The 20912-nt window shown below is 72.9% G+C and carries 10 protein-coding genes; 7 read left to right on the forward strand and 3 right to left on the reverse strand.

From position 1 onward, the window contains the following. The first annotated feature begins 171 nt into the window (after positions 1-171). The 3 genes from WME82_RS24045 to WME82_RS24055 all read left to right on the forward strand — a co-directional run bounded on the left by WME82_RS24045 (position 172) and on the right by WME82_RS24055 (position 3198). Complete coding sequence (locus tag WME82_RS24045; RefSeq protein WP_437747827.1) at positions 172-1308, forward strand: quinone-dependent dihydroorotate dehydrogenase; 1137 nt, start codon at positions 172-174, stop codon at positions 1306-1308. Continuing rightward, positions 1298-2446, forward strand: a complete 1149-nt coding sequence (locus WME82_RS24050; RefSeq protein WP_437917274.1) for a GNAT family N-acetyltransferase — start codon at positions 1298-1300, stop codon at positions 2444-2446. The genes WME82_RS24045 and WME82_RS24050 overlap by 11 nt, the downstream gene beginning before the upstream one ends. A 68-nt stretch (positions 2447-2514) precedes the next feature. Next, a complete protein-coding gene (locus WME82_RS24055; RefSeq protein ID WP_438044701.1) occupies positions 2515-3198 on the forward strand; it encodes a hypothetical protein in 684 nt (227 codons plus the stop codon). 48 nt (positions 3199-3246) lie between these two features. Here WME82_RS24055 and WME82_RS24060 read toward each other — a convergent pair whose 3' ends face one another. Beyond that, positions 3247-4548, reverse strand: a complete 1302-nt coding sequence (locus WME82_RS24060; RefSeq protein ID WP_437747830.1) for a sigma 54-interacting transcriptional regulator — start codon at positions 4546-4548, stop codon at positions 3247-3249. Positions 4549-4996: 448 nt separating this feature from the next. On the opposite strand from WME82_RS24060, the gene WME82_RS24065 reads away from it, so the two are divergent. Further along, the gene (locus tag WME82_RS24065) at positions 4997-7339 is read left to right on the forward strand and encodes a DUF1588 domain-containing protein (RefSeq protein ID WP_438044702.1); all 2343 of its coding nucleotides are present in this window, start codon (positions 4997-4999) and stop codon (positions 7337-7339) included. A gap of 8 nt (positions 7340-7347) precedes the next feature. Then, complete coding sequence (locus WME82_RS24070) at positions 7348-8622, forward strand: DUF1501 domain-containing protein (RefSeq protein WP_438044703.1); 1275 nt, start codon at positions 7348-7350, stop codon at positions 8620-8622. Between the two features lie 110 nt (positions 8623-8732). Here the strand turns inward: WME82_RS24070 and pbpC are convergent, their stop codons facing one another. Both pbpC and WME82_RS24080 read right to left on the reverse strand, forming a co-directional pair. Then, positions 8733-11315 (reverse strand): penicillin-binding protein 1C, encoded by a 2583-nt coding sequence (gene pbpC, locus WME82_RS24075; protein WP_438044704.1) that lies wholly within the window; start codon positions 11313-11315, stop codon positions 8733-8735. Between the two features lie 3 nt (positions 11316-11318). Beyond that, positions 11319-17075: an MG2 domain-containing protein gene (locus tag WME82_RS24080; protein ID WP_438044705.1), complete on the reverse strand. Its 5757-nt coding sequence runs from the start codon at positions 17073-17075 to the stop codon at positions 11319-11321. Between the two features lie 925 nt (positions 17076-18000). On the opposite strand from WME82_RS24080, the gene WME82_RS24085 reads away from it, so the two are divergent. Both WME82_RS24085 and WME82_RS24090 read left to right on the forward strand, forming a co-directional pair. Beyond that, positions 18001-20217, forward strand: a complete 2217-nt coding sequence (locus WME82_RS24085; protein ID WP_438044706.1) for an ATP-binding protein — start codon at positions 18001-18003, stop codon at positions 20215-20217. Beyond that, positions 20214-20843 (forward strand): response regulator transcription factor, encoded by a 630-nt coding sequence (locus WME82_RS24090; RefSeq protein ID WP_438044707.1) that lies wholly within the window; start codon positions 20214-20216, stop codon positions 20841-20843. Before WME82_RS24085 ends, WME82_RS24090 begins: the two co-directional genes overlap by 4 nt. The last annotated feature ends 69 nt before the right edge of the window (positions 20844-20912 follow it).

Below are 20912 nucleotides of genomic sequence, written 5' to 3' on the forward strand. Positions count from 1 at the left end.
CGAGCCTCGCCCGGCGCGCGCCTCCGTGCGTGCGAACGCGCCTCCGCGCGCTCGCCGATGCCGAGATGGCGGCCCACGCGGCCGGTGCGCCATGGTATCCGCCACCACCGCGCGGCTCGCAGGACCTCCTCCGACGCAGCGCGCCGCAACCCGCAACGGAGACGCGCCCCGATGTACCGCCTCGTCCGACCGCTCCTCTTCGCGCTGCCGCCCAGCCTCGCGCACGAGCTCGGCATGCTCGCGCTCGCCCCGCTCGAGCACGCAGCGCCGCTGCGCGCCCTCGTGCACGCCCGCCTCGCGCCCCGGGATGGGCGCATCGCCGTGCGCACCATGGGGCTCGACTTCCCTTCCCCGCTCGGCGTGGCGGGCGGCTTCGACAAGGACGCCCGCCGGGCCCGCGCGCTCGCCGCCCTCGGGTTCGGCTTCGTCGAGCTCGGCACCGTCACGGCGCAGCCCCAGGCCGCGAACCCGTCGCCGAACCTCTTCCGGCTGCCGGCCGACCGGGCGCTCATCAACCGGCTCGGGTTCCCGAACCAGGGCGCGGCCCGCGTCACGGAGCGCCTGCTCGGCCGCGGCGGCGCGGCGGCCGTGGGCGTGCCGGTGGGCATCTCGATCGGCAAGTCCAGGGTCGCGCCGCTCGATCCCATCGAGCCCGCGATCGACGACTACCTCGCGAGCTTCCGGGAGGCGCGGCGCGCGGCCGACTTCGTCGTGATCAACGTGTCGTCGCCGAACACGAAGGACCTCCGCGCGATGCAGGGCCCGGCGATCGCGCGGGCGCTGCTCTCCGCGATCGCGCGGGAGAACCGCGCCGCCGGGGCGCCGCTGCCGCTGCTCATCAAGGTCGCCCCGGACCTCGGCGACGAGGAGCTCGAGGCGCTGCTCGCCGTGGTCGAGGAGGTCGGCCTCGCCGGCGTCATCGCGACCAACACGACCGTGCGGCGCGACGGGCTCGCGACGAGCCCGGCGGCCGTCGAGGCGATGGGCGCGGGCGGGCTGAGCGGCCCGCCCCTCCGGCAGCGCTCGCTCGCGATGGTGCGGCGCATCCGCGCGCGCCTCGGGAGCGGCGTCACGGTGATCGGCGCAGGAGGCATCGAGTCGGCGGAGCACGCGATGGACCAGCTCCAGGCGGGCGCCGACCTCGTGCAGATCTATACCGGCTTCATCTACGGCGGCCCCCTCCTCCCCGCCGCGATCGCGCGCGGGCTGTCGGACCTCGTGGCCCGCTCCGGCGCGCGGTCGATCCAGGACCTCGTGAGCCGGCCAGGCGGCGCGACGCGCGCTGCTATGATCGGCCATGGAGCTTGAAGCGCACGTCCACGACACCATCCGCGAGATCCCGGAGAGCGAGTGGAACGCGCTGCACGGGGTGAGCGAGGCGCCGTTCCTCACCTGGGCGTGGTTCGACGCGCTCGAGCGGACGGGGTGCGTGGGCGAGGCGGCGGGCTGGCTGCCCCACCACATCACGCTCCGGGCCGAGGGGGCGCTGCTCGCCGCGGCGCCCGCCTACCTCAAGGACAACAGCGAGGGAGAGTTCGTCTTCGACCACGGCTGGGCCTCTGCGTCCCACCAGATCGGCGCGCCGTATTACCCGAAGCTCGTCGTCGCGGTGCCGTTCACCCCCGCGACGACGCCGCGGCTGCTCGTGCGCCGGCCGGAGGACCGCCCGGCGCTGCTGCCCGTCCTCGCCGAGACGCTCCGCAAGCTGGTCGCGCGGAGCCGCATCTCGAGCGCCCACGTCCTGTTCCCGACCGAGGACGAGGCCGCCGCCCTCTCCGACGCCGCCATGGCGCACCGCTGCGGCGTCCAGTTCCAGTTCGAGAACGAGGGGTATCGGACGCTCGACGACTTCCTCGCGCGCTTCAACGCGAAGCGGCGGCACCAGATCCGGCGCGAGATGCGCGAGTCCACGAGGCAGGGGCTGTCGATCGATACGCTGCGCGGCGCGGAGATCACGCCGGAGATCGTCGATGCCATGTTCGGCTTCTACGTCTCCACCGTGGAGAAGTTCGCCTGGGGCCGGCAGTACCTGAACCGCGCCTTCTTCGAGGAGATCGCGGCCCGGCTGCGCGGCGGCGGTGCCCAGGGAGGCGTCGAGATCGTCCTGGCGCGGGAAGGCAAACGCCCCATCGCGGGCGCGCTCAACCTCGCCGGGCCCACGACGCTCTACGGCCGTTACTGGGGCGCGTCGGAGGAGCGCCCGTTCCTGCATTTCAACGTCTGCTATTATCACCCGGTCGAGGATTGCATCGCCCGGGGACTGCGCCGCTTCGAGCCGGGCGCAGGAGGGTCGCACAAGCTCGTTCGCGGCTTCGCACCGAGCGTCACCCACAGCGCGCACCACATCGCGCATCCACGCCTGGACGCCGCGGTGCGCGAGTTCCTCGTGCGCGAGCGCGCGGCCGTCCTCGCGAAGACGGCGGACAGGAGCGTGGCATTCCGCTGAGCGCCTTCCTGGTGCAGCGCGACATGCGGTGTTGACGTGACGCGCGCCGGAGAGGGATGCTGCCAGACATGCGCGCCTTTCTTGCACTCCTCGCCTCCTCCATCGTCTTCGGGCTCGCCGCGAGCGGCGGCTGCTCGAGCAATGAAGCGACCGACACGACATCGACGGCGACGGCGGCCACGGTCGCCGGCGCCGGCGGCTCGCTCGGCTTCGGCTGCTTCGGCGGCAGCCCGGATGGGCGGTGTACGATCCTCGCCCAGGTCCCCGAGAGCTGCAGCTGCCCCGACTGCTCCGACACGGCGAGCTGCCTCGACCGCTGCAACGACGACGGCGCCTGCGACATGCGGCCAGACGCCCCCGACGGCGAGGATTGCACCTGCCAGGACTGCGCGGGCACCGTCGCGGCCTGCAGCCCGAGGCGCGGGTGCAACGACAACGAGGGGTGCAACGCCAACGAGGATTGCACCTGCCCCGACTGCACGAGCACCCCGCGGTGCACGGATCACTGCACGGACAACGGCTCGTGCGCGGAGTACTTCGAGGGGTGCTCCTGCGCGGATTGCAGCGGCGTGGAGCGCTGCGGCGGGGACCCGGCCACGACCACGGCCGCGGCCACGACGAGCAGCGGCGCGGGCGGCGACCCGACCGGCGGCGGCGGCGCGGGCGGCGACCCGGCCGGCAGCGGCGGCGCGGGCGGCGACCCGACCGGCAGCGGCGGCGCTGGCGGCAGCGGCGGCGCTGGCGGCGCCTAGGACACGCTCGGCGCCCTCGCCGCTCCGCGCCCTCGCCGCTCCGGGCCCTCACTGCTTCGCGGTGAGCCCGTGCTTCCTCAAGAACATCCGCACGTGGTGGCGCTCCATGCCCGCGCGGCGCGCCATCTCGCTGACGTTGCCGCTCGTCGCGCGGATCAGCTCGCTGAAGTAACGCTGCTCGAACGCCGCGACGGCGCTCCGCTTCGCCTCGCCGAACGCCGACGTCGGCACGACCACGTCGCCGCCGCCCTCCAGCGGCAGGATCGAGGCGATCGCCTCGGCGCCGGGCGGCAGGCTGGCGGCCACGCTGGTGACGTTCATGAGCTCGCGGACGTTGCCGGGGAAATCGTGCTGGCCGAGCGTCGTGGTGATGAGATTGACCATCTCCACGGCGCGCTCGGGGCACCCCAGGCGCTCGCAGACGCGCTCGACGAGCAGCGGGATGTCCTCCCGCCGCTCGCGGAGCGGCGGCAGCTCGATGCGCATCTGGGCGATCCGGAAGAAGAGATCGCTCCGGAAGCGCCCGGTGTTCATGCTGCGGCCGAGGTCGCGGCGCGTCGCCGCGATGATCCGCACGTCGACGGGCTCGTAGATGCGCGACCCGACGCGCTTCACCTTCTGCTCGGTGAGCGCGCGCAGCAGCTTCGGCTGGAGATCGGGCGGCAGCTCGCCCAGCTCGTCGAGGAAGATCGTCCCGCCGTTCGCCTCGTGAAACGCGCCGCTCCTCCGCTCGTTCGCCCCGGGGAAGGCGCCGCGCTCGTGCCCGAAGAGGAAGCTCTCGGCGAGCGCGCCCGGCAGCGAGGCGCAGTCGACGACGACGAACGGGCCGCCGCGCCGGCTCGAGACGTCATGGATGGCCTGCGCCGCGAGCTCCTTGCCCGTGCCCGTCTCCCCGGTGATCAGCAGCGAGAGCTCCGTCGAGGCCACCTCGCGCAGCAGGCGGAACAGGTGGCGCATCCGCGGCGAGGCGCCGATCAGCGGGCCGAAGCTCTCGTCGAAGCCGACGTCGACGCGCTCCTTGTCGAGCGGCTCGAAGCTCAGCACCGAGCCGCCGACCTGGATGGCGCACGCGGCCGTCAAGATCGCCTCGCGGATGCGGACCGTCGACACGAACGTCCCATTCTTGCTGCCGAGATCGCGGACGAGCACGCCCGGCCCTTCCGCGCGAAGATCGCAATGCGTCGAGCTGACCTCCGGATCGTCGACCACCACACCGCAGCTCGGATCGCGCCCCACCACGATCGGCGCGATGCCGATCTTGACGGGATCCCGGCCCGCCGATCGCAGCGTGCCGCCGCGAACAAACCACTGAACCGCGCGAGCGCGGGTCGCATCCCTCGTCGAGCTCATATCCAACGGTTATTCGATTTCCCTGGTCTTGACCACATCCACGCACGCCCCGCGCGCCCACGGGTGGGAAGCGCCCACCTGGGCGCACCGGGTACGTGGCTTCCGGAGGAGCCGCAGCCTCTCGTCGAAAAACTTCACAATTACTAGAGGAATCGACGCACTGTCGCCACGAACGACGAGAAATTCTGATCAAGCGATGTGCTGAGCGCATAGCGGGAGAGGCCCTCGAGAGGTTAGAGTACGTGGTCTACGCAAGCGATGAAGCGGGCGTTCGTCCGGCTCGCCTCATCGGGTGTCGATGGTCGATGAACGAGGACCCGGCCATCGCGGGGTGGATGCGCCCTGCGATAGGGGCTGTCGGTGTGTGTTCTTTCAACGCGATTCGGGGCTCCGCTCTCCCGGTCCCCTCAACGTGGGAGTCGCACGAGCGCTCCCGGCGAGGATGCTTATGCCGAGAATAGGATGGTTACTCCGGAAGCGCGCCGCGACGGCCCTGGGGCTCCTGGGGCTCTCCGCGGGCGCGAGCGCGCTCGCGTCCGTGTCCACCGGTTGCAGCAGCGAGGCCGACGGCCCGTGCATCTCCGACGAGCAATTCTTCGCCGAGAAGGTGTGGGTCCCCATCCTCTCGACGAAGTGCATCGGCTGCCATAACCCGCAGGGGCAGGCGGCGGAATCCAAGCTGATCCTCGCCGGGAGCAGCGAGGCGGGGTTCCTCGACAAGAACCTCGCGACGTTCAAGTCGCTCGCCGGGCTCGAGCTCGGCGGCGAGTCGTACGTCCTCCTCAAGCCGACGAAGGCCATCGAGCACGGCGGCGGCCAGGTCCTCGCCTCGGACAGCGCCGAGGTCGAGGCGCTCCGGGCGATGGTGGAGCGCACGAAGGAGCCGTCGTCCTGCGAGACGGACGTCAACGCGTCCTTCGCCGGCGTGGTGATGAGCGGGCCCGGGGAGACGCTCCGCACGGCGGGCCTCGAGCTCGCCGGGCGCCTGCCGACCGAGGCCGAGGAGGAGGCCGTCGCGCAGAGCGGCATGACCGCGCTGGATCCGATCCTGGACCAGATGCTCACGGAGGAGACGTTCTATGTGCGGCTGAAGGAGATCTACAACGATCTCTTCCTCACCGACCGTTACCTGAACGGCGAGGAGGCCGTCGATCTGCTCCGGAGCGACGCGTACGATCCGAAGTGGTACAACAGCCTCCCGCAGGATCCGGCGCTGGTCGCGAGATACGGCGCGCGGGACCTGGAGGACGTCGCCAACAAGCTGAAGAGCTGGACGAACCGGGCCGTCGGGAGGGAGCCGCTCGAGCTCATCGCTTACATCGTGCGGAACGACAGGTCCTTCAAGGAGGTCCTCACCGCCGACTACACGGTCGTGAGCCCCTTCTCCGCCAAGGCGTACGGCGTGACGGCCGAGTTCAAGAACGACGCGGATCCGGACGAGTTCGTCCCGGCGAAGCGCGATCCGATCCCGCTCGCCGGCGTGCTCACCTCCCCCGTCTTCCTGTCCAGGCACCCGACGACGAACACCAACAGGAACCGCCACCGCGCGAGGATGGTCTATCAGTTCTTCCTCGGCACCGACATCCTGAAGACGGCCGAGCAGCCGCTCGATCAGACGAAGATCACCGACTTCAACCCGACGATGAACAACGCGGCGTGCACCGTCTGCCACGCCGCCCTGGACCCGCTGTCAGGCGGGTTCCACAGCTTCGACTCCGCGGGCCGGTACAAGGAGGACGACACCTGGTACGAGGACATGCGGCCGCCGGGCTTCGGCGCCGAGTCGGTGCCTTTCAGCGAGTTCCCGACCGCGCTCTCGTGGGTGGCGAAGCGCGTCGCCGACGACCCCCGCTTCGCGCTCTCGGCCGTCTATACGATGTACACCGGCCTCACCGGGCAACAGCCGCTCGCCGCGCCGACCAACGACGATCCGGAGTTCAACGCCAAGTTCAGGGCGTACCTCGCCCAGTACCACGCGTTCAACACGATGGCGCACGACTTCGCCGACAGCGGCTACAACCTGAAGACGGTCGTCAAGGCCATCGTCAAGAGCCCCTATTTCCGGGCGCGCAACGTGGCGCAGGCGTCTCGGGGCGAGGCGCTCACGCAGCTCGGCGGCACGCGGTTCCTCGGGCCCGAGCAGCTGCACCGGAAGATCTGGGCGGTGACGGGGTATCCGTGGCGCCCGCGGGCGTTCGAGGACGACGGCAATCGCTACGACTTCCTGCTCCGGCGCGACGCCTACCGCATGCTGTACGGCGGCATCGACTCGCAGGACGTGATCCAGCGGATCACGGAGCCGAACGGGATCATGGCCAACATCGCCGACCGGATGGCGAACGAGATGGCCTGCATCGCGGTGCCGCGCGACCTCTACCTCCCGCAGGAGGAGCGGCTCCTCTTCCCGTACATCGAGACGACGTTCGAGCCGCGGGACACGAACGATTTCGACGTGCTGCCGGCCGTCGAGGGGATCAAGCAGAACATCCAGTACCTGCACAAGCGGGTGCTCGGCGAGTCGCTCGAGCTCGGTGATCCCGAGATCGAGCGGACATACAAGGTCTTCCTCGAGACGTGGGAGGAGGGCAAGGCGGGCATGGCGAAGCCGGAGGGCGAGGAGGGCCGGCTCTCGAGGTCGCTGCCCGGCCCGTGCCAGGTGCACAACGACTACTGGACTCGAGAGGGGCTCCCCGACGAAGAGAAGCTCACGCGCGACGAGAACTACACGGTCCGCGCGTGGATGAGCGTCGTGACCTATCTCCTTTCGGACTTCAGGTTTCTTTATCAGTAGGAGCAGCCATGGAACGTCGAGATTTCCTCAAACTGGCATCTATGGCGGGCCTCGGCGTCGTCGCAGCGGGCGTGCTGTCGAGGGACGCCGCCGCGGCCGGCCCCTACGCGGGCCCGCTCTGGGTCCACATCCACGCGAGCGGCGGCTGGGACCCGACGAGCCTCTGCGATCCCAAGGGCGCGATGAGCGAAGCGGAGCAGCAGACGCGGGAAGCGATGAATCGCAGCTACCTGCACGAGGCGATCGGGACCGCCGGCAATCTCAAGTACGCGCCGGTCGGCGGCAACGACGCGTTCTTCAAGAAGCACTACAGCAAGCTGCTCGTCATCAACGGCATCGACACCGGGACGAACAGCCACGACGCCGGCGTCCGCAATACGTGGTGCGGCACGCTCCGCGAGGGCAAACCCGCCTTCGCGGCGCTCGTGGCCGGCGTCCACGGCGGCGCGCTGCCGATGGGGTTCATCAGCAACGGCGGCTACGACACGACGGCGAACGTCGTGGCCGTCACCCGCATACCCGACACCGGCCTCCTGCAGCGGCTCGCCTATCCGAACAGGATCGATCCGGGGAACGAAGAGAACCGCGAGCAGTACCACACCGACGCCACGATGACGCGGATCCTGGAGGCGCGGCAGGCGCGGCACGCGGCGAAGCTGGAGCAGCAGCGGCTGCCCCACGTCAAACAGGCGATGAGCACGCTCTTCACGTCGCGCGTCGGGCAGAATGAGCTCAAGCAGCTCATCCAGTACCTGCCCGCGGAGTTCGAGCAGGCCTCGCTGCGGCGGCAAGCGCAGGTCGCGCTCGCGGCCTACCGCGCCGGCATCTGCGTGAGCGCCAACCTGTCAGTGGGCGGGTTCGACACGCACGGCAACCACGACGACAACCACATCCCGCGGCTCGACCAGATCTGCGACGGGATCGACTTCATCCTGACCGCCGCGGAGGAGCAGGGCATCGCGGACCGGATCGTCCTCGTCGTGGGCTCGGACTTCGGGCGGACTCCGGGCTACAACGAGGGCAACGGCAAGGACCACTGGAACATCACCAGCATGATCCTGGCCGGCGCAGGCATCGCGGGGAACCGGGTGATCGGCGCGACGGACGACCGGCACAACCCGCTCGACGTCGATCCGGTCACGCTCGCGCCCAAGGAGGGCGGCGTCCGGCTCAAGCCGGGGCACATCCACAAGGCGCTGCGCAAGCTGGCGGGGATCGCGGACGATCCGCTCGTGGAGCGATTCCCGCTCTCCGAGGAGGAAGACCTGCCCATCTTCGGGTGATGGGGCCCGCGGGCGGCGCGCCGCGCCGCCATCGACATCATCGACTGCGGCGCGGGTGACATCATCGGAGCCGGCGGGCGAGGAGACGGGATTGCCGCCTCGCCCGCCGCTCACTCCACCGAGAACGCGATCTCCTCGCTGGCGGCCGCTCCGTCCGCATCGACGCGGAGCCGGTGCGCGCCGGCGACGAGCGGCCAGTCGAGCGCGAACGGCGGGCCGACCTCGATGGGGCGCCCGTCGAGCACGAAGCGCACGCGAGGCACGCCCGGAGGGACGTCGGCGCGCAGCCGGATCGCCTGCAGCGAGTTGATCGAGGGGTCGAGGACGAACCGGGCGCCGTCGGGCGGGTACGCGACGCGGACGCGCGCGCCGGCGCCGGCCGGAGGAGCGCCGGGCGCCCCGGGAAGCGCGCCGCAGAGGGGCGACGCCGCATCGGGCGCGAGGGGGCGGCCGGCGGCGCGCGCCCACGCGGTGAGCTCCGCGTCGTAGCGCTCGACGACGCGCTCCTCGACCGCCGCATCGGGGCAGGCCCCGGCGCGCAGGCCGTTGCGGCGATCGATGCGCACGGTCTCGTGCATGTCGCACGGCGAGAGCGCCGCGGCGTCGCCGCGCGGGAGGAGCTCGCGGCGGCGGTGCGGGCACGCGGCGGTCGGCCTCATGCCGGACAGGGCGCAGACCTCGACCTCGGCGAGCTGCTCGGGATCGGGCGGATCGAAGGGGCGCGGCGGCCGGACGCGCGCGGCGGCGAGCATGGCGTCGCGGAACAGCGGGCCCGCGCCGGTGATGCCGCTGACGCCGCCCATGGGCGAGCCATCGAAGTTGCCGACCCAGACGGCGACGGTGACGTCGGGCGTGAAGCCGACCGCGATGTTGTCGCGGAAGCCCTTGGACGTGCCCGTCTTCGCGGCCACAGGGAACGGGAGATCGAGCGCGTTGCCCTCGCCGAACGACGCGAGCCGCGCCCGGTCGTCGGCGAGGATGTCGACGATGACCCGGGCGCGCGCGGCGTCGAGGACGCGCGCGCCGCGCTCGGGAAGCACCGCGGACAGCTCGGCGGGCTCGTCTTGACCGCGGCGCGCGGACGACGCGGGAGAGGCCGCTCGTGGTGAGGTCGACGGAGGCGACGAGGGAGCGAACGAGCGCACCGCGCGCACCGGCAGGTAAAGGCCTCCCCGCGCGAGCGTGGCGTAAGCGTTCGCGAGGTCGACAAGGCGGACCTCGCCGTCGCCGAGCGCGATGGCGACGCCGTAGCGCGACGGCTCGCGATCGAGCGAGCGGAGGCCGAGCTCCCGGAGCCGCGCGATGACGCGCTCGGGGCCGAGCGCGGCCGCCGCCCAGACTGCAGGGACGTTGTACGAGTTGGCGAGCGCGTCCCGCAGGCGGACGGGGCCGTGGAACCGGCCGTCGTAGTTCCGCGGCGCATAGTTGCCGTCCGCCGTCGGAAACGAGAGCTCGACGTCGGGAAGGACGGTCGCGGCGGTGAACCCGAGCTGCTCCATGGCGAGCTCGTAGACGAACGGCTTCAGCGCAGAGCCGGGCTGGCGCAGCGCGAGGACGCCGTCGTTGTGGCCGAGCCCGGCGGCGTCGTCGATGTCGTGCGAGCCGACGTACGCGAGGATCTCGCCGGTCGCGTTCTCGATCACCACCACCGCCGCCGCGCCGACGTCGCGATCCGAGAGGCCGCGGACGGTCTGCTGCGCGAGGACCTCGATCTCGCGCTGGAGGCCGCGGTCGATCGTCAGCGTGATCGAGGTCGCCCGGCCGCGGGGCGACGCGGCGCCGGGGCCCTCGGCGGGAAGGCCCGCGCCCGGGCCCAGCGCGCCGCCGAGCACGGCGCGAACGAGGTGCGGCGCGCCGAGGCCGCCCCCCTTCGGGGCGAGGGCGATGGGCTCCGCGCGGGCGCGGGCCACCTCGGCCTCGCCGGCGAGGCCGGCCGCGAGCATGCGATCGAGGACGCGGTTCCTGCGGCGCTCGAGCGGCCCGGTGCCGCGGCGCGGATCGTAGAGCGCCGGGCCGCGGGGCATGCTGGCGAGCGCGGCGGCCTCCGCGAGCGACAGGTCGCGCGTGGGCTTGTCGAAGTAGAAGCGGCTCGCCGCCTCGACCCCGCGCAGGCCCGGGCCGAACGCGACGCGGTTCAGGTACTGCTCGAGGATCTCGCGCTTCGAGAGCGACGCCTCGATGCGCAGCGCGAGCGCCGCCTCGCCGAGCTTGCCGCGCGCGGTGCGGGGGCGCGGGACGAGCGTGCGCGCGAGCTGCTGCGTGATCGTGGACCCGCCCGAGACGACGCGCCGCTCCGCCGCGAGCTGGCCGACGGCGCGCGCGATCGCGATCGGATCGACGCCGGGGTGGCGCGCGAACCGCTTGTCCTCCGCGGCCAGGAGCGCGCGCTGGATGCGATCGCCGGCCTCGGAGAGCGGAAGCCAGCGCGCGCGCGCCCCGTCTCCAGCGCGGAGCTCGCGGAGCACCGTGCCGTGGCGGTCGAGCAGGACCGTGGACACGGCGTGGTCCTCGGGCGACCGGAGCTCCGGCGGAAGCGGCGTGAGCGCCGCGAGGGCGGCCAGCAGGAGCCACGGCGCGACGGCGAGGGCGACCGCGATCTGCGCCGCGCGGCGCAGGATCCGCCGCGCGCGCGGGCCGAGGCGCGCAAGCCACCGCCCTGCGCGGCCAGGCCCTTCCAGGGAGCGCGCGCGCACGGCTCAGCGCGGACGCGGCGCCGCGTCCGGCCCTCGGCTCCCGACCTGGACCGTGACGGCGCCCGTCCGGCCGAAGACCTCGGGGCTGTACATCTCCTCCGCGCGCACGGGCGGGACCACGAACGAGCCGAGCGTCGTGGCGCGCGCGAGGTACCGGTACCGGTACATCCCGGCGGCCATGTGATCGACGAAGAAGAGGACGCGGTCGTCGCGGATCTCGCGGACGAAGCGGCTCGGGTCGTAGACGCGGCCGGTCGCGCGCAGGTCGTCCTGATCGACGTCGGCGTCATCCGCCTCGGCCTGGGCCTCCGCCGCGTCGACGTCGAGCGAGCGCGCGGACGTCGCGAGCCGCGCGTCGACCGCCTCGAGGCCGGCCGGCAGCGGATCGTCGATGACCACGAAGTCGCGCGGAGAGGGCGTCACCACGACGATCTCACCGAGCACGAGATCGCCGCCGGCGAACGCGACCGACGGAGGAGCCGCGCCGGCCGCGCCGCCGACCACGGCCGCGAGGTCCTCGGGCGCGAGCGCGCGGAGCGACTTCTCGACGAAGAAGCCGCGGTCGAGCGCCTCCGTCGGGAGCTGCTTGCGCGCGTAGCGGAGCCGCGCCTCGTAGAACAGGCGGCCGCGCCCGTCGACCGCGAACGCGAGCGGCGCGCCCCCGGCGCTCGCGAGCCTCGCCGCGGGGATCGACGTCTTGACCTGCTCCGTCGTGGGGCCGTGGAACGGCGCGGAGAACAGCTCCGCCTGCCCCAGGAACACCCGCGCGTCGAAGTCCGGCGCCGTCTTCTCCTGCGCCTTCCGGTACTGATCGAGCGCGAGCAGCGCCCAGGCCGTCTCCTGCGTGCTGCGCCACGTGCCGCCGCGGCGATCCGCGAGCAGCCCCGCCGCGAGCCGCGGCGCGAGCGGGTGCGCCGGCCGCGCCGCGAGCAGCGCGCGCAGCACGAGCGCCGAGGTGCGGGCCTCGGAGTCCATGAGCACCGCGTACGCGTCGCCGTGGTTGTGGACGGCCCGCGCGACCGGGCCGTCGAGGCGCAGCGCGCCCTCGAGCTCGCGGACGAGCTGATCCACGGACGCCCTGTCGCTCTTGCCGATCACCATCGCGTGCGCGAGCAGCGCCTTCGAGAAGAGCGGCAGCTTGTCGCGCTCGTCGAACAGCTGGCTCGCGCGCCCGGGGTCGGGGGCGCCGCTCGCCGCGAGGACGTCGACGAGGAACGGCGCCGTCGCCCGGAGGAGCGGGTCGGCGCCGACCCGGTTGAGCTCCTGGCGCAGGTACGACGTCGCGCGCTCCACCGCGTCGGCCGGCACCGCGACCCCGTAGCGCCTGGCCTCGGTGAGGCCCCACAGCGCGTACGCCGTGGTCCACAGGTCCGCGCTGTCCGACTCGGCGAAGAAGCCGAAGCCCCCGTCCCCGCGCTGGTGCGAGAGGATCTCCCGGACCGTCTTGCCGATGACGGCCGTGAGGTCCTTCGGCAGCGCGATCCCGTAAGCCTTCGCGAGGTCGCGCAGCGACAGGAGCGGGACCATCCGGCTCGTCAGCTGCTCGGTGCAGCCGTACGGGTACTCGAGGAGCTGCTCCACGCCGCCGCCGAGGCCGACGAGCGCGGTCGGCGCGAGACTCACGGTGAGCCCGCCCGTGTCGTCGCGGATCGCCGACAGGTCCCCGAGCCGCTCCGCGCTCGCCGTGGTGGTGTCGCCATAGAGCGCGACGGCCTCCGGCGCCATGGGCGCCTTGATCTCGCGGTTCACCTCGACAACGTCCGACGCGCCGCCGCCGGTGGCGCGGAAGCGCAGCGTCGCGGGGCCGGCCCGCGGCGCCGAGAGCGCGAAGCGGACCTCGGCCGACCCGCCCGGCGCGAGCTCGACCGAGCGCTTGGCGCTGCCCGCGAGCGTCAGCCCCGACGCGGTGACCTCCACCTCGACCGTCGCCGCCTTCGCGAGCCCCTTCGAGGTCACGACCACCCCCGCGTCGATCGCGTCGCCCGCGCGGAGGAAGCGGGGCAGCGCGGGCCGGGCCATGAGCGGGCGGCTCGTCGTCACCCGGGACTCGCCGTAGCCGAAGCGATCGTCCTCGGCGGCCACGACCGCCATGACCCGGTACGTCGTGAGCGAGTCCGGCAGCTTGAAGCTCGCGTGCACCTGCCCGGAGGCGTCGGTCACGAGCGCGGGGTTGTAGTAGGCGCTCTGGCGAAAATCGCGGCGCACGCCCGTGCCGCCCTCGGCGCCGCCGCCGCCCGCGCGCCCCTTGTCGGCGCCGAGGTCGGCGAACGGGTTGCGCACGCGGGCGAGCGCCTCGCGCGTCTCGATGGTCGCCACCTTCAAGGGGCGCGGCGCGCCGAACACGGGGATCGGATCCGGCGTCGTGTACCCCGTCAGCGACAGGACGCCCTCGTCCACGGCGTAGAGCGTGACCTCCGCGCGGGCGGGCTGGCCGGCGCGATCGCGGACGTCGACGTCCACGCGGATCGGATCGCCGGGGCGCGCGTCCGCCTTGTCGGCGCGGACGCGCACCGCGAGCCGCTGCGCCTCCGGGTTCACGCGGAGCGGCGCGTAGCCGAGGCGGAACGCCGGCGCCCCGACGTCGGGCCCAGGCGCCCCGCCCTTCCCCGGCGCGGGCTGCGGCTTCGTCCGCCCGCGCAGGAGCAGCACCGAGACGAAGGCGTTCGGCCGGAGGTCCTCCGTGATCGGGACGTCGATCACGGGCATGGCGCCCGACAGCGTCACCTTCCGGTGCGCGGAGATCCCGGCGCGCTCGACCGTGACCAGCGCGTCGGCGGACGCGAACGGCGACTTCACGATGATGCGCGCCGTCTGGCCGATCTCGTAGCTGTCGCGGTCGGGAACGAGGTCGACCTTGAGCTCGTCGCTGTCGCCGAAGCCCCCGCCGCCCTCGCCGAGCGCGTAGACCCCGGCGGCGGCGCCGACGGGGTTGCCGCGGCGGTCCCTGGCCGTCGCGTGCAGGAGGTAATAGCCCCCCGACGGGACCGTGAGCTCGCAGCTCCGCGGCGCCGCCGCCGTCGTGACGCCGCACCGCGCGACGACCTTGTCGACAGGCGCGCTCACGCTGCGGTACGCGCTGCCGCTCTCCTCCCGCGCGAGCGTCCACGTCCGGTGCACGAGCTCGACCCGGACCGCGACCTGCGCGACGCGCGCCCCCTTCGGATCGACCGCGAGGATCTCCGGCCGCAGCACGTCGCCCGCCTTCGCGAAGAGCTCGGGCTCCTTGAGGGCGACGTAGAACTCGGCCGGGTGCACGAGCGCCGTCGAACTCCCGGCGAGCGTCTGCCGCGACACGTCGGTGACCGACGCCTCGCACGTGACGAGCTCGGTGCCGCGCTGCCCGGGCATCGAGAGCGCCGCGCCGATCGCCGCCTGCCCGGCAGCGTCGAGCTTCTCGCGCGCGCTCTGCACCTCGAACCCGCGCGGCGCCTGGTCCCGCAGCGCGTCGGTGAGCTCGTCCTCCCGGACCGTGAACCCCTCGATCCCCGGCGGCGAGAACGACGCCGGCGCGCGCGTCACGGAGAGCGATGCCTCCGCGTTCGTCATCGGCGCCCCGAACAGGTAATCGCCGCGCGCGGTCCAGCGCGCCTTGTCGCCGCGGACGTAGCTCGGCCTGTCGCTCTCGACGCCGACCTTGAACTCGGCGGGGCGGTACTCGGCGACCTCGACGCTGCCCATCACGTCCGGCCACCCCGCCTCGCCGCCCTGGACCGTGGCGGCGAGGCTGTACGTGCCGAGCCGCGCGCTCTCGGGGATCTTCACGTCGGCCGAGAACGTGCCGAAGGCGCCGAGCGTCGGGGAGAGCGAGACGAGCGCCTCGCCGTCGGGCCCCTCGACCTTGAGCGCGACGCTCTTTCCGGCCGGCGTCTTCGCCCCGCGCGCGCCCTCCTCGCGGAAGATCCCCTTCACGCGCACCGTGTCGCCCGGCCGGTAGATGCCGCGATCGGAGAACATCATCCCGAACGGGCGGGCCTCGCTGAAGTCCGACGCCGCGCCGAAGCGCCACCCGTTGAGCGAGTCGGCGACGCTCCGGTACGTCCAGTCGTCGCCCGCGCGCGCGAAGACCACGCTGCGCCCGAGCGTCGTCGTGGCCTCCGGACCGTGCGCCGTCGCGGGGACCATCGCGAACCCCTGGGCGTCGGTGGACACCGCCGCGGGCGCGGGAGCGCCAGCGGCCCGGATCCACACGCGCGCCCCGGGCACCGGCGCGCCCGTCGACAGGCGCGTCACCCACACGAGCGAGCCGCTCGGCGAGACCTTCGCGCTGATCCCGAGGTCGGTCACCTGCGCGATCACCGCCTCGGAGGTGGTGCGCGCGTGCCGCGTCCCGGGCCGGGCGGTGTAGCTGATCCCGATCGCGAGCGGCCCGCGCTTGCCCTCGCCGCCCAGCACCTCGGCGGCGCGCACGAGGTGCGTCGCCGGCGTGTTGGTCGCGGCGGCCGGGCGCAAGACCGTCTGCTTGCCGGAGGGCAGCGCCGCGATCTCGCCCATCTTCGGGCTGCGCCCCGGGCTGTGCGGATCACCCTGGAGCGCGAGGATCATCTCCTCGGTCATCGCGCCGACCGCGAGCGAGAGCTCGCGCACGTTCACGGACACGACCGGGATCTCCCGACGCTGGGCCGGCTCGAACACGCTCCCGACGAGGCCGATCTGCGCCTCGGGCCAGCGATCGTCGAAGGCGATCTCCTCGGTGACGACGCCGGCGAGCGCCTGCCCGTGCACGTCGCGCAGCCCGGCGGCCACGCGCACCCGGTAGCTGCGACCCGGGGCGAAGGCGCCGCCGAGGGGGATGTGGCTCGTGGGCTCGTCGTCCTCGATCCACGACGGCCACAGCAGCTTGACGGCGGGCTCCACCGAGATCGCCCGCTTGGCGTCCGCGAACCTGATGGGGTTCGAGAAGGCGAGCGTGAACCCGCCGTCGGCCGCGCAGCGCCCCTGCGGCGTGTCGCGATCGCACTGGGGGCGCAGCGCCCGGAGCGGCCCGTAGGTGCGGTACGTGAACCGCTGCTCCTCGCCGGCCGGCAGCGGCCCTTCGCGGCCGCGGAGGCCCTCGGCCACGGCGAGCTCGATCTCGCTGTCGCGCGGCAGCGGCGCGCGGGGGACGAGCTCGGCGAGCATCTCGTTCTTCGCGTCGGGGCGCCGCACCTCGAACGCCACCTTGTCTTTTCGATCGCCCACCGTGAGGGACGCGCGCCGCGCGATCTCGGCGGTGTCGACCGGCTGGTTGAACCGCAGCTCGAACCTCGCCTCCGGCTTGAGGTCGTCCTTGCCCGACCAGGGCTCGACGCGCGCGACCGCGGGCAGCTCGGTGCGGAAGGTGAAGGAGTACGGCTCGGCGAGCGCGCTGCCGTCGAGCGCGCGGGTACCCGCGGGGACCTCGACGGTGAACTCCGTGCCGCGCGGCAGGCGTCCTTCGGGGACGAACGTGAGGCCGCTCGTGCCGACCCAGCGCCAGCGTCCAGGCGCGGACGGCTTCAGGACCGCGGGCGCCGCGGCCTCGCTGCCCGCGAGATCGAGCGATCGCATCGGCCGGTTGAAGACGAGGCTGATCTCGGCGGGGCTCGTGGTCTGCCCGCGGGGCGCGCCGAACACCACCGCGAACGGCCCTGCCGCGGCCTTTCCGCCCACATCGAGCGCTCCGGGAGCGAGCGTCCCTCGAGGCGGGACGTTGGGGGCGCGCGCGCCCTGAACGCACGCCAGGCTGAGGGCGATGACCGCGAGAACGGCGGGCGCAGATCGGAGGCGCGGAGCGACGGACATGGCCGCGACTCAGCAATGGGGATGCCGCGGGCGCAAGAGGCGAGTCCGCGGCGGAATCCGGGCGGGTGATGTGGCAGGCGAGACACACCCGAGGACCGCCGGTGACGCGCGGGCCCCGCCCCGGCGTCCTCGACCGTGCCCTTCATCCGGGCTGCGCGGCCAGGCGGCGGCGGACGTCGAGGCGCGCGTTGGTCACCTCGGCGCATGTCGTCTGCGCGCCTCGGTGACCCCTTTGGACATGATGAGAACGCCGATCATTCACACTGTCGCATCGTCGTCCAGGTCGCTCGTTGAGTGCACAGCCAGGCCGTTGACGCTCACCGCCGCCCCATGCTCCGGGGGAGACCTCCCCTGCCCTCGGTGCTTGACGACGTCACGCAGCGAAGCGATGTGCTTTGCGCGTCGCCTGTGAACCATAGAGAAGAGAAAACCCACATCTTCGGCCACCTTGGCCGTCGCAGCTCCGCTCAGATCCTACGAGGACACGGTCGCAGCGGCTGAGCGAGATCATCCACTGCATCGAGCCTATGGCGCAGCGCGTAGCCGCCGCTGGCGCCGCCGGCGCGGGTGATCCGGCTCGGGCGCGCCGCAGATCGCGGCGTGGAGGCAACCCCTCCGATGGACGTACAGGGCGTTGGCATAACGTCGTTTTTCAGGAGGCGAGCGGATCGCGTAAGTGGTCATCAATGGTGGCCGGATTCGAACACGAAGCAGGGATGGCGAGCGATAAGGCATCATCTCGCCCAACACCTTCTGCCTCCGGTTGACCCTCTCGGACAATACGGCCGTTGCCGCGCCCCCTCTTGAAATGGCGCGAACAGCCGTGATAAGTTCATCTCTCTTGTTGCCGATACCAGCGCGACGAAGGGATCGGGAGCGATCTGCGGCTCCGTCAAGGCATCACCGGAATTCTTGTTCGGCGCTCGTGCTCCTGATCGCGACCTTCGCGATCGCCTTCTGCGCGCCCGCGCCGGCGCTGGCGGACAAAGCGCCGGCGCAGGTCCTGGTGTTTCAGTCGGATGACCCGACCGCGCCGGCCATGGCCTCGATCACCGGCGAGCTCCGGGAATCGGTGCGGGTCGGGTGGGACGGGCCGGTCACCTTCAAGCTCGAGTTCCTCGATCTGTCGTGGTTCGACACCCCCGATTACGCGCGCGAGCTCCGCCGCTTCTATCGGACCAAATACAGCAGCTATCACCCCGGCGTGATCGTCGCGCTCCGGCTCGACGTGCTCCGGGTCGTGCTCGATCTGCGGCGCGAGCTGTGGTCCGGCGTGCCCGTGCTCTTCCTGAGCGAGGACCGGAGCGCCGCCCTCGCGGTGCCCGCCGCGCCGGACGTCACCGGGATCTGGCTCGATTTCGCGTGGCTCCGGACGGCGGAGAGCGCGCTGCGCCTCCTCCCCGACACGCGAGAGGTCGCGCTCGTCATGGGCGCGAGCCCCTGGGAACGCGCGCGCCACGACGGGATCGCCCGCGATCTCAGCCCCCTCGCCGACCGCGTCGCGCTCCTGGACCTCGCGAGCCTGCCGCTCGCCGAGCTCGATCGGCGCCTCGCCACGCTCCCGGAGAACGCCATCGTCCTGTTCGACACGTTCTACATGGATGGCGCCGGCAACCGCTTCGTCGGGCTACAGGCCTTCGAGCGGGTCCGAGCGCAGTCCCAGCGCCCGTTCTTCTCCGTCCACGGCGTCGGGCTCGGCAAAGGGATAGTCGGCGGGGAGATCGTCGACTACGGGCGGGTCGGGCGCGACCTGGGCGGGATCACGCTGCGACTCCTCGGCGGCGAGTCCGCGGCGTCGATCCCGATCCGCGCCGCGGACGCGAACGAGCTCGCCTTCGACGCCCGCGAGCTCGCCGTCTTCCGGATCCCCGAGGACCGCCTGCCGCCCGGCGCCGAGGTCCACTTCCGGGTGCCGTCCTTCTGGGATCTTTACCGCCGGTGGGCGGCGGGCGCCGCGGTCGCGGTCACGCTCCAGACCACCCTGATCGCCGGGCTCGTCATCGAGCGGCGGCGGCGCGGGCGCGCTCAGGCGATGAGCGACGCCGTGCTCGCCTCGATGGTCGGCTTCGTGGCCGTCGTGGACAGGACCGGGGTGATGCACCGCACGAACTGGACGTGGGCGCGCGCGTCGCGCGAGGGCGCGCCGGGCCCGCTCGAGCTTGTCGCAGAGGGAGAGAGCTACCTCGGCGCGTTCCGGCGGGCCGCGGCGGCGGGCGACGCTGGCGCCGGGCGGGTCGTGGAGCTCGTGGAGGGGGTGCTCGCTGGGCGCGACGTCGAGGGCACGGTCGAGTACCGTCACGATGGCGCCGAGCGCTGGACCGAGGTGCGGGCGCGGCGGCTCTCGTGGAAGGACGGGGGGGCGGTCGTCTCCCACTTCGACGTGACCGGCCGGAAGCGCGCCGAGAGCCAGGCGCGCGAGTCGCTCAGCGCGCTCTCGCACCTCAACCGCGTGGCGGCGATGGGCGAGCTCGCGTCCTCGATCGCGCACGAGATCAACCAGCCGCTCTCCGCGGTGCTCACGAGCGCGCAGACCGCGGAGATCCTGCTGCGCCGCGCGGCGCCGGACGTCGCGGAGGTGAGCGCTGCCCTCGAGGAGATCGTCGCCGGCGCCCGGCGGGCCGGCCAGGTGATACGGCGGATGCGCGTGCTGCTGAAGAAGGGCGAGGCGCAGAGGGAACGGTGCGACCTCAACGAGGCGGCGCGCGAGGTGGCGCGGCTCGTGGGCAACGACGCGCTCCTGCGCGGGGCGACGATCGCGCTGGAGCTCGCGCCCGACCTGCCCGCCGTGCGCGGCGACGCGGTCCAGCTCCAGCAGGTGGCGCTGAACCTGATCTCGAACGCGCTCGACGCCGTCTCCGGGCGGCCGCACGGCGACCGCCGGGTGATCGTGAGGACGGCGCGCGCCGGCGAGCGCGTGGCGCTCGTGGTGGAGGACTCGGGCGAGGGGGGCGCGATGGACGATCTCGAGCGGTTCTTCGAGCCGTTCTTCACGACGAAGTCGGAGGGTCTGGGCCTCGGGCTCTGCATCAGCCGGTCGATCGCGGACGCGCACGGCGGTCGGCTGTGGGCCGAGCGCGCGCCTGCCGGCGGCGTGGCTGCGCGCCTCGAGCTGCCGGGCGAGGCGGCGCAGGAGGAACGATGACGGGCGTGACGGCGAAGGTCGTGGTGATCGACGACGACGGCGCGGTGCTGCGGAGCGTGGGCCGGCTGCTCGGCGCCTCGGGCTACGAGGTGGAGCTGTTCGAGGGAGCGCGCGCGTTCCTGGCGTCCGCGGCGGCGGCGCCGGACGCGCGGGCCGGCTGCGTGCTCGTGGATCTGGCGATGCCGGAGCTCAACGGGCTCGACCTGCAGGCGGCGCTCAGGGCGTCCGGGTGCCGGCTGCCGCTCATCTTCATCACCGGGCACGGGGACGTGCGCGCGTCGGTGCAGGCGATGAAGGAGGGCGCTGTCGACTTCCTGCTGAAGCCGCTCGAGGCAGACGAGGTCCTCGCGGCGGTGAGGCGCGCGATGGACCTCGACGCGCGGACGCGGGCGGCGCGGGTGGAGCGGGAGGCGCTCGCGGCGCGGCTCGACGCGCTCACGCCGCGCGAGCGGCAGGTGTGCGACCGGATCGCGCGCGGGGAGCTGAACAAGCAGATCGCGGCGGAGCTGGGGCTCGCCGAGTCGACCGTGAAGCAGCACCGGGCGAGCGCGACGGCGAAGCTCGGGGTGACGTCGGCGGCGGAGCTCGCGGCGCTGCTGGAGCGGAGCCGCAGGCGTGACGGGTAAACGCCGCGACGGGGTCTCTTGACCTGCGAGGTCTGTCCGACGACCGAACGCCTGGAGAGCGGATACGGC

It is taken from the genome of Sorangium sp. So ce128 (assembly GCF_051525245.1).
In the GTDB taxonomy this organism is placed as follows: domain Bacteria; phylum Myxococcota_A; class Polyangia; order Polyangiales; family Polyangiaceae; genus Sorangium; species Sorangium cellulosum_B.

Bases quoted from the DNA above. Each gene is read 5' to 3' on its own strand.
- WME82_RS24045 (WP_437747827.1), top strand. From the start codon at position 172: ATGTACCGCCTCGTCCGACCGCTCCTCTTCGCGCTGCCGCCCAGCCTC.
- WME82_RS24050 (WP_437917274.1), top strand. From the start codon at position 1,298: ATGGAGCTTGAAGCGCACGTCCACGACACCATCCGCGAGATCCCGGAG.
- WME82_RS24055 (WP_438044701.1), top strand. From the start codon at position 2,515: ATGCGCGCCTTTCTTGCACTCCTCGCCTCCTCCATCGTCTTCGGGCTC.
- WME82_RS24060 (WP_437747830.1), bottom strand. From the start codon at position 4,548: ATGAGCTCGACGAGGGATGCGACCCGCGCTCGCGCGGTTCAGTGGTTT.
- WME82_RS24065 (WP_438044702.1), top strand. From the start codon at position 4,997: ATGCCGAGAATAGGATGGTTACTCCGGAAGCGCGCCGCGACGGCCCTG.
- WME82_RS24070 (WP_438044703.1), top strand. From the start codon at position 7,348: ATGGAACGTCGAGATTTCCTCAAACTGGCATCTATGGCGGGCCTCGGC.
- WME82_RS24080 (WP_438044705.1), bottom strand. From the start codon at position 17,075: ATGTCCGTCGCTCCGCGCCTCCGATCTGCGCCCGCCGTTCTCGCGGTC.
- WME82_RS24090 (WP_438044707.1), top strand. From the start codon at position 20,214: ATGACGGGCGTGACGGCGAAGGTCGTGGTGATCGACGACGACGGCGCG.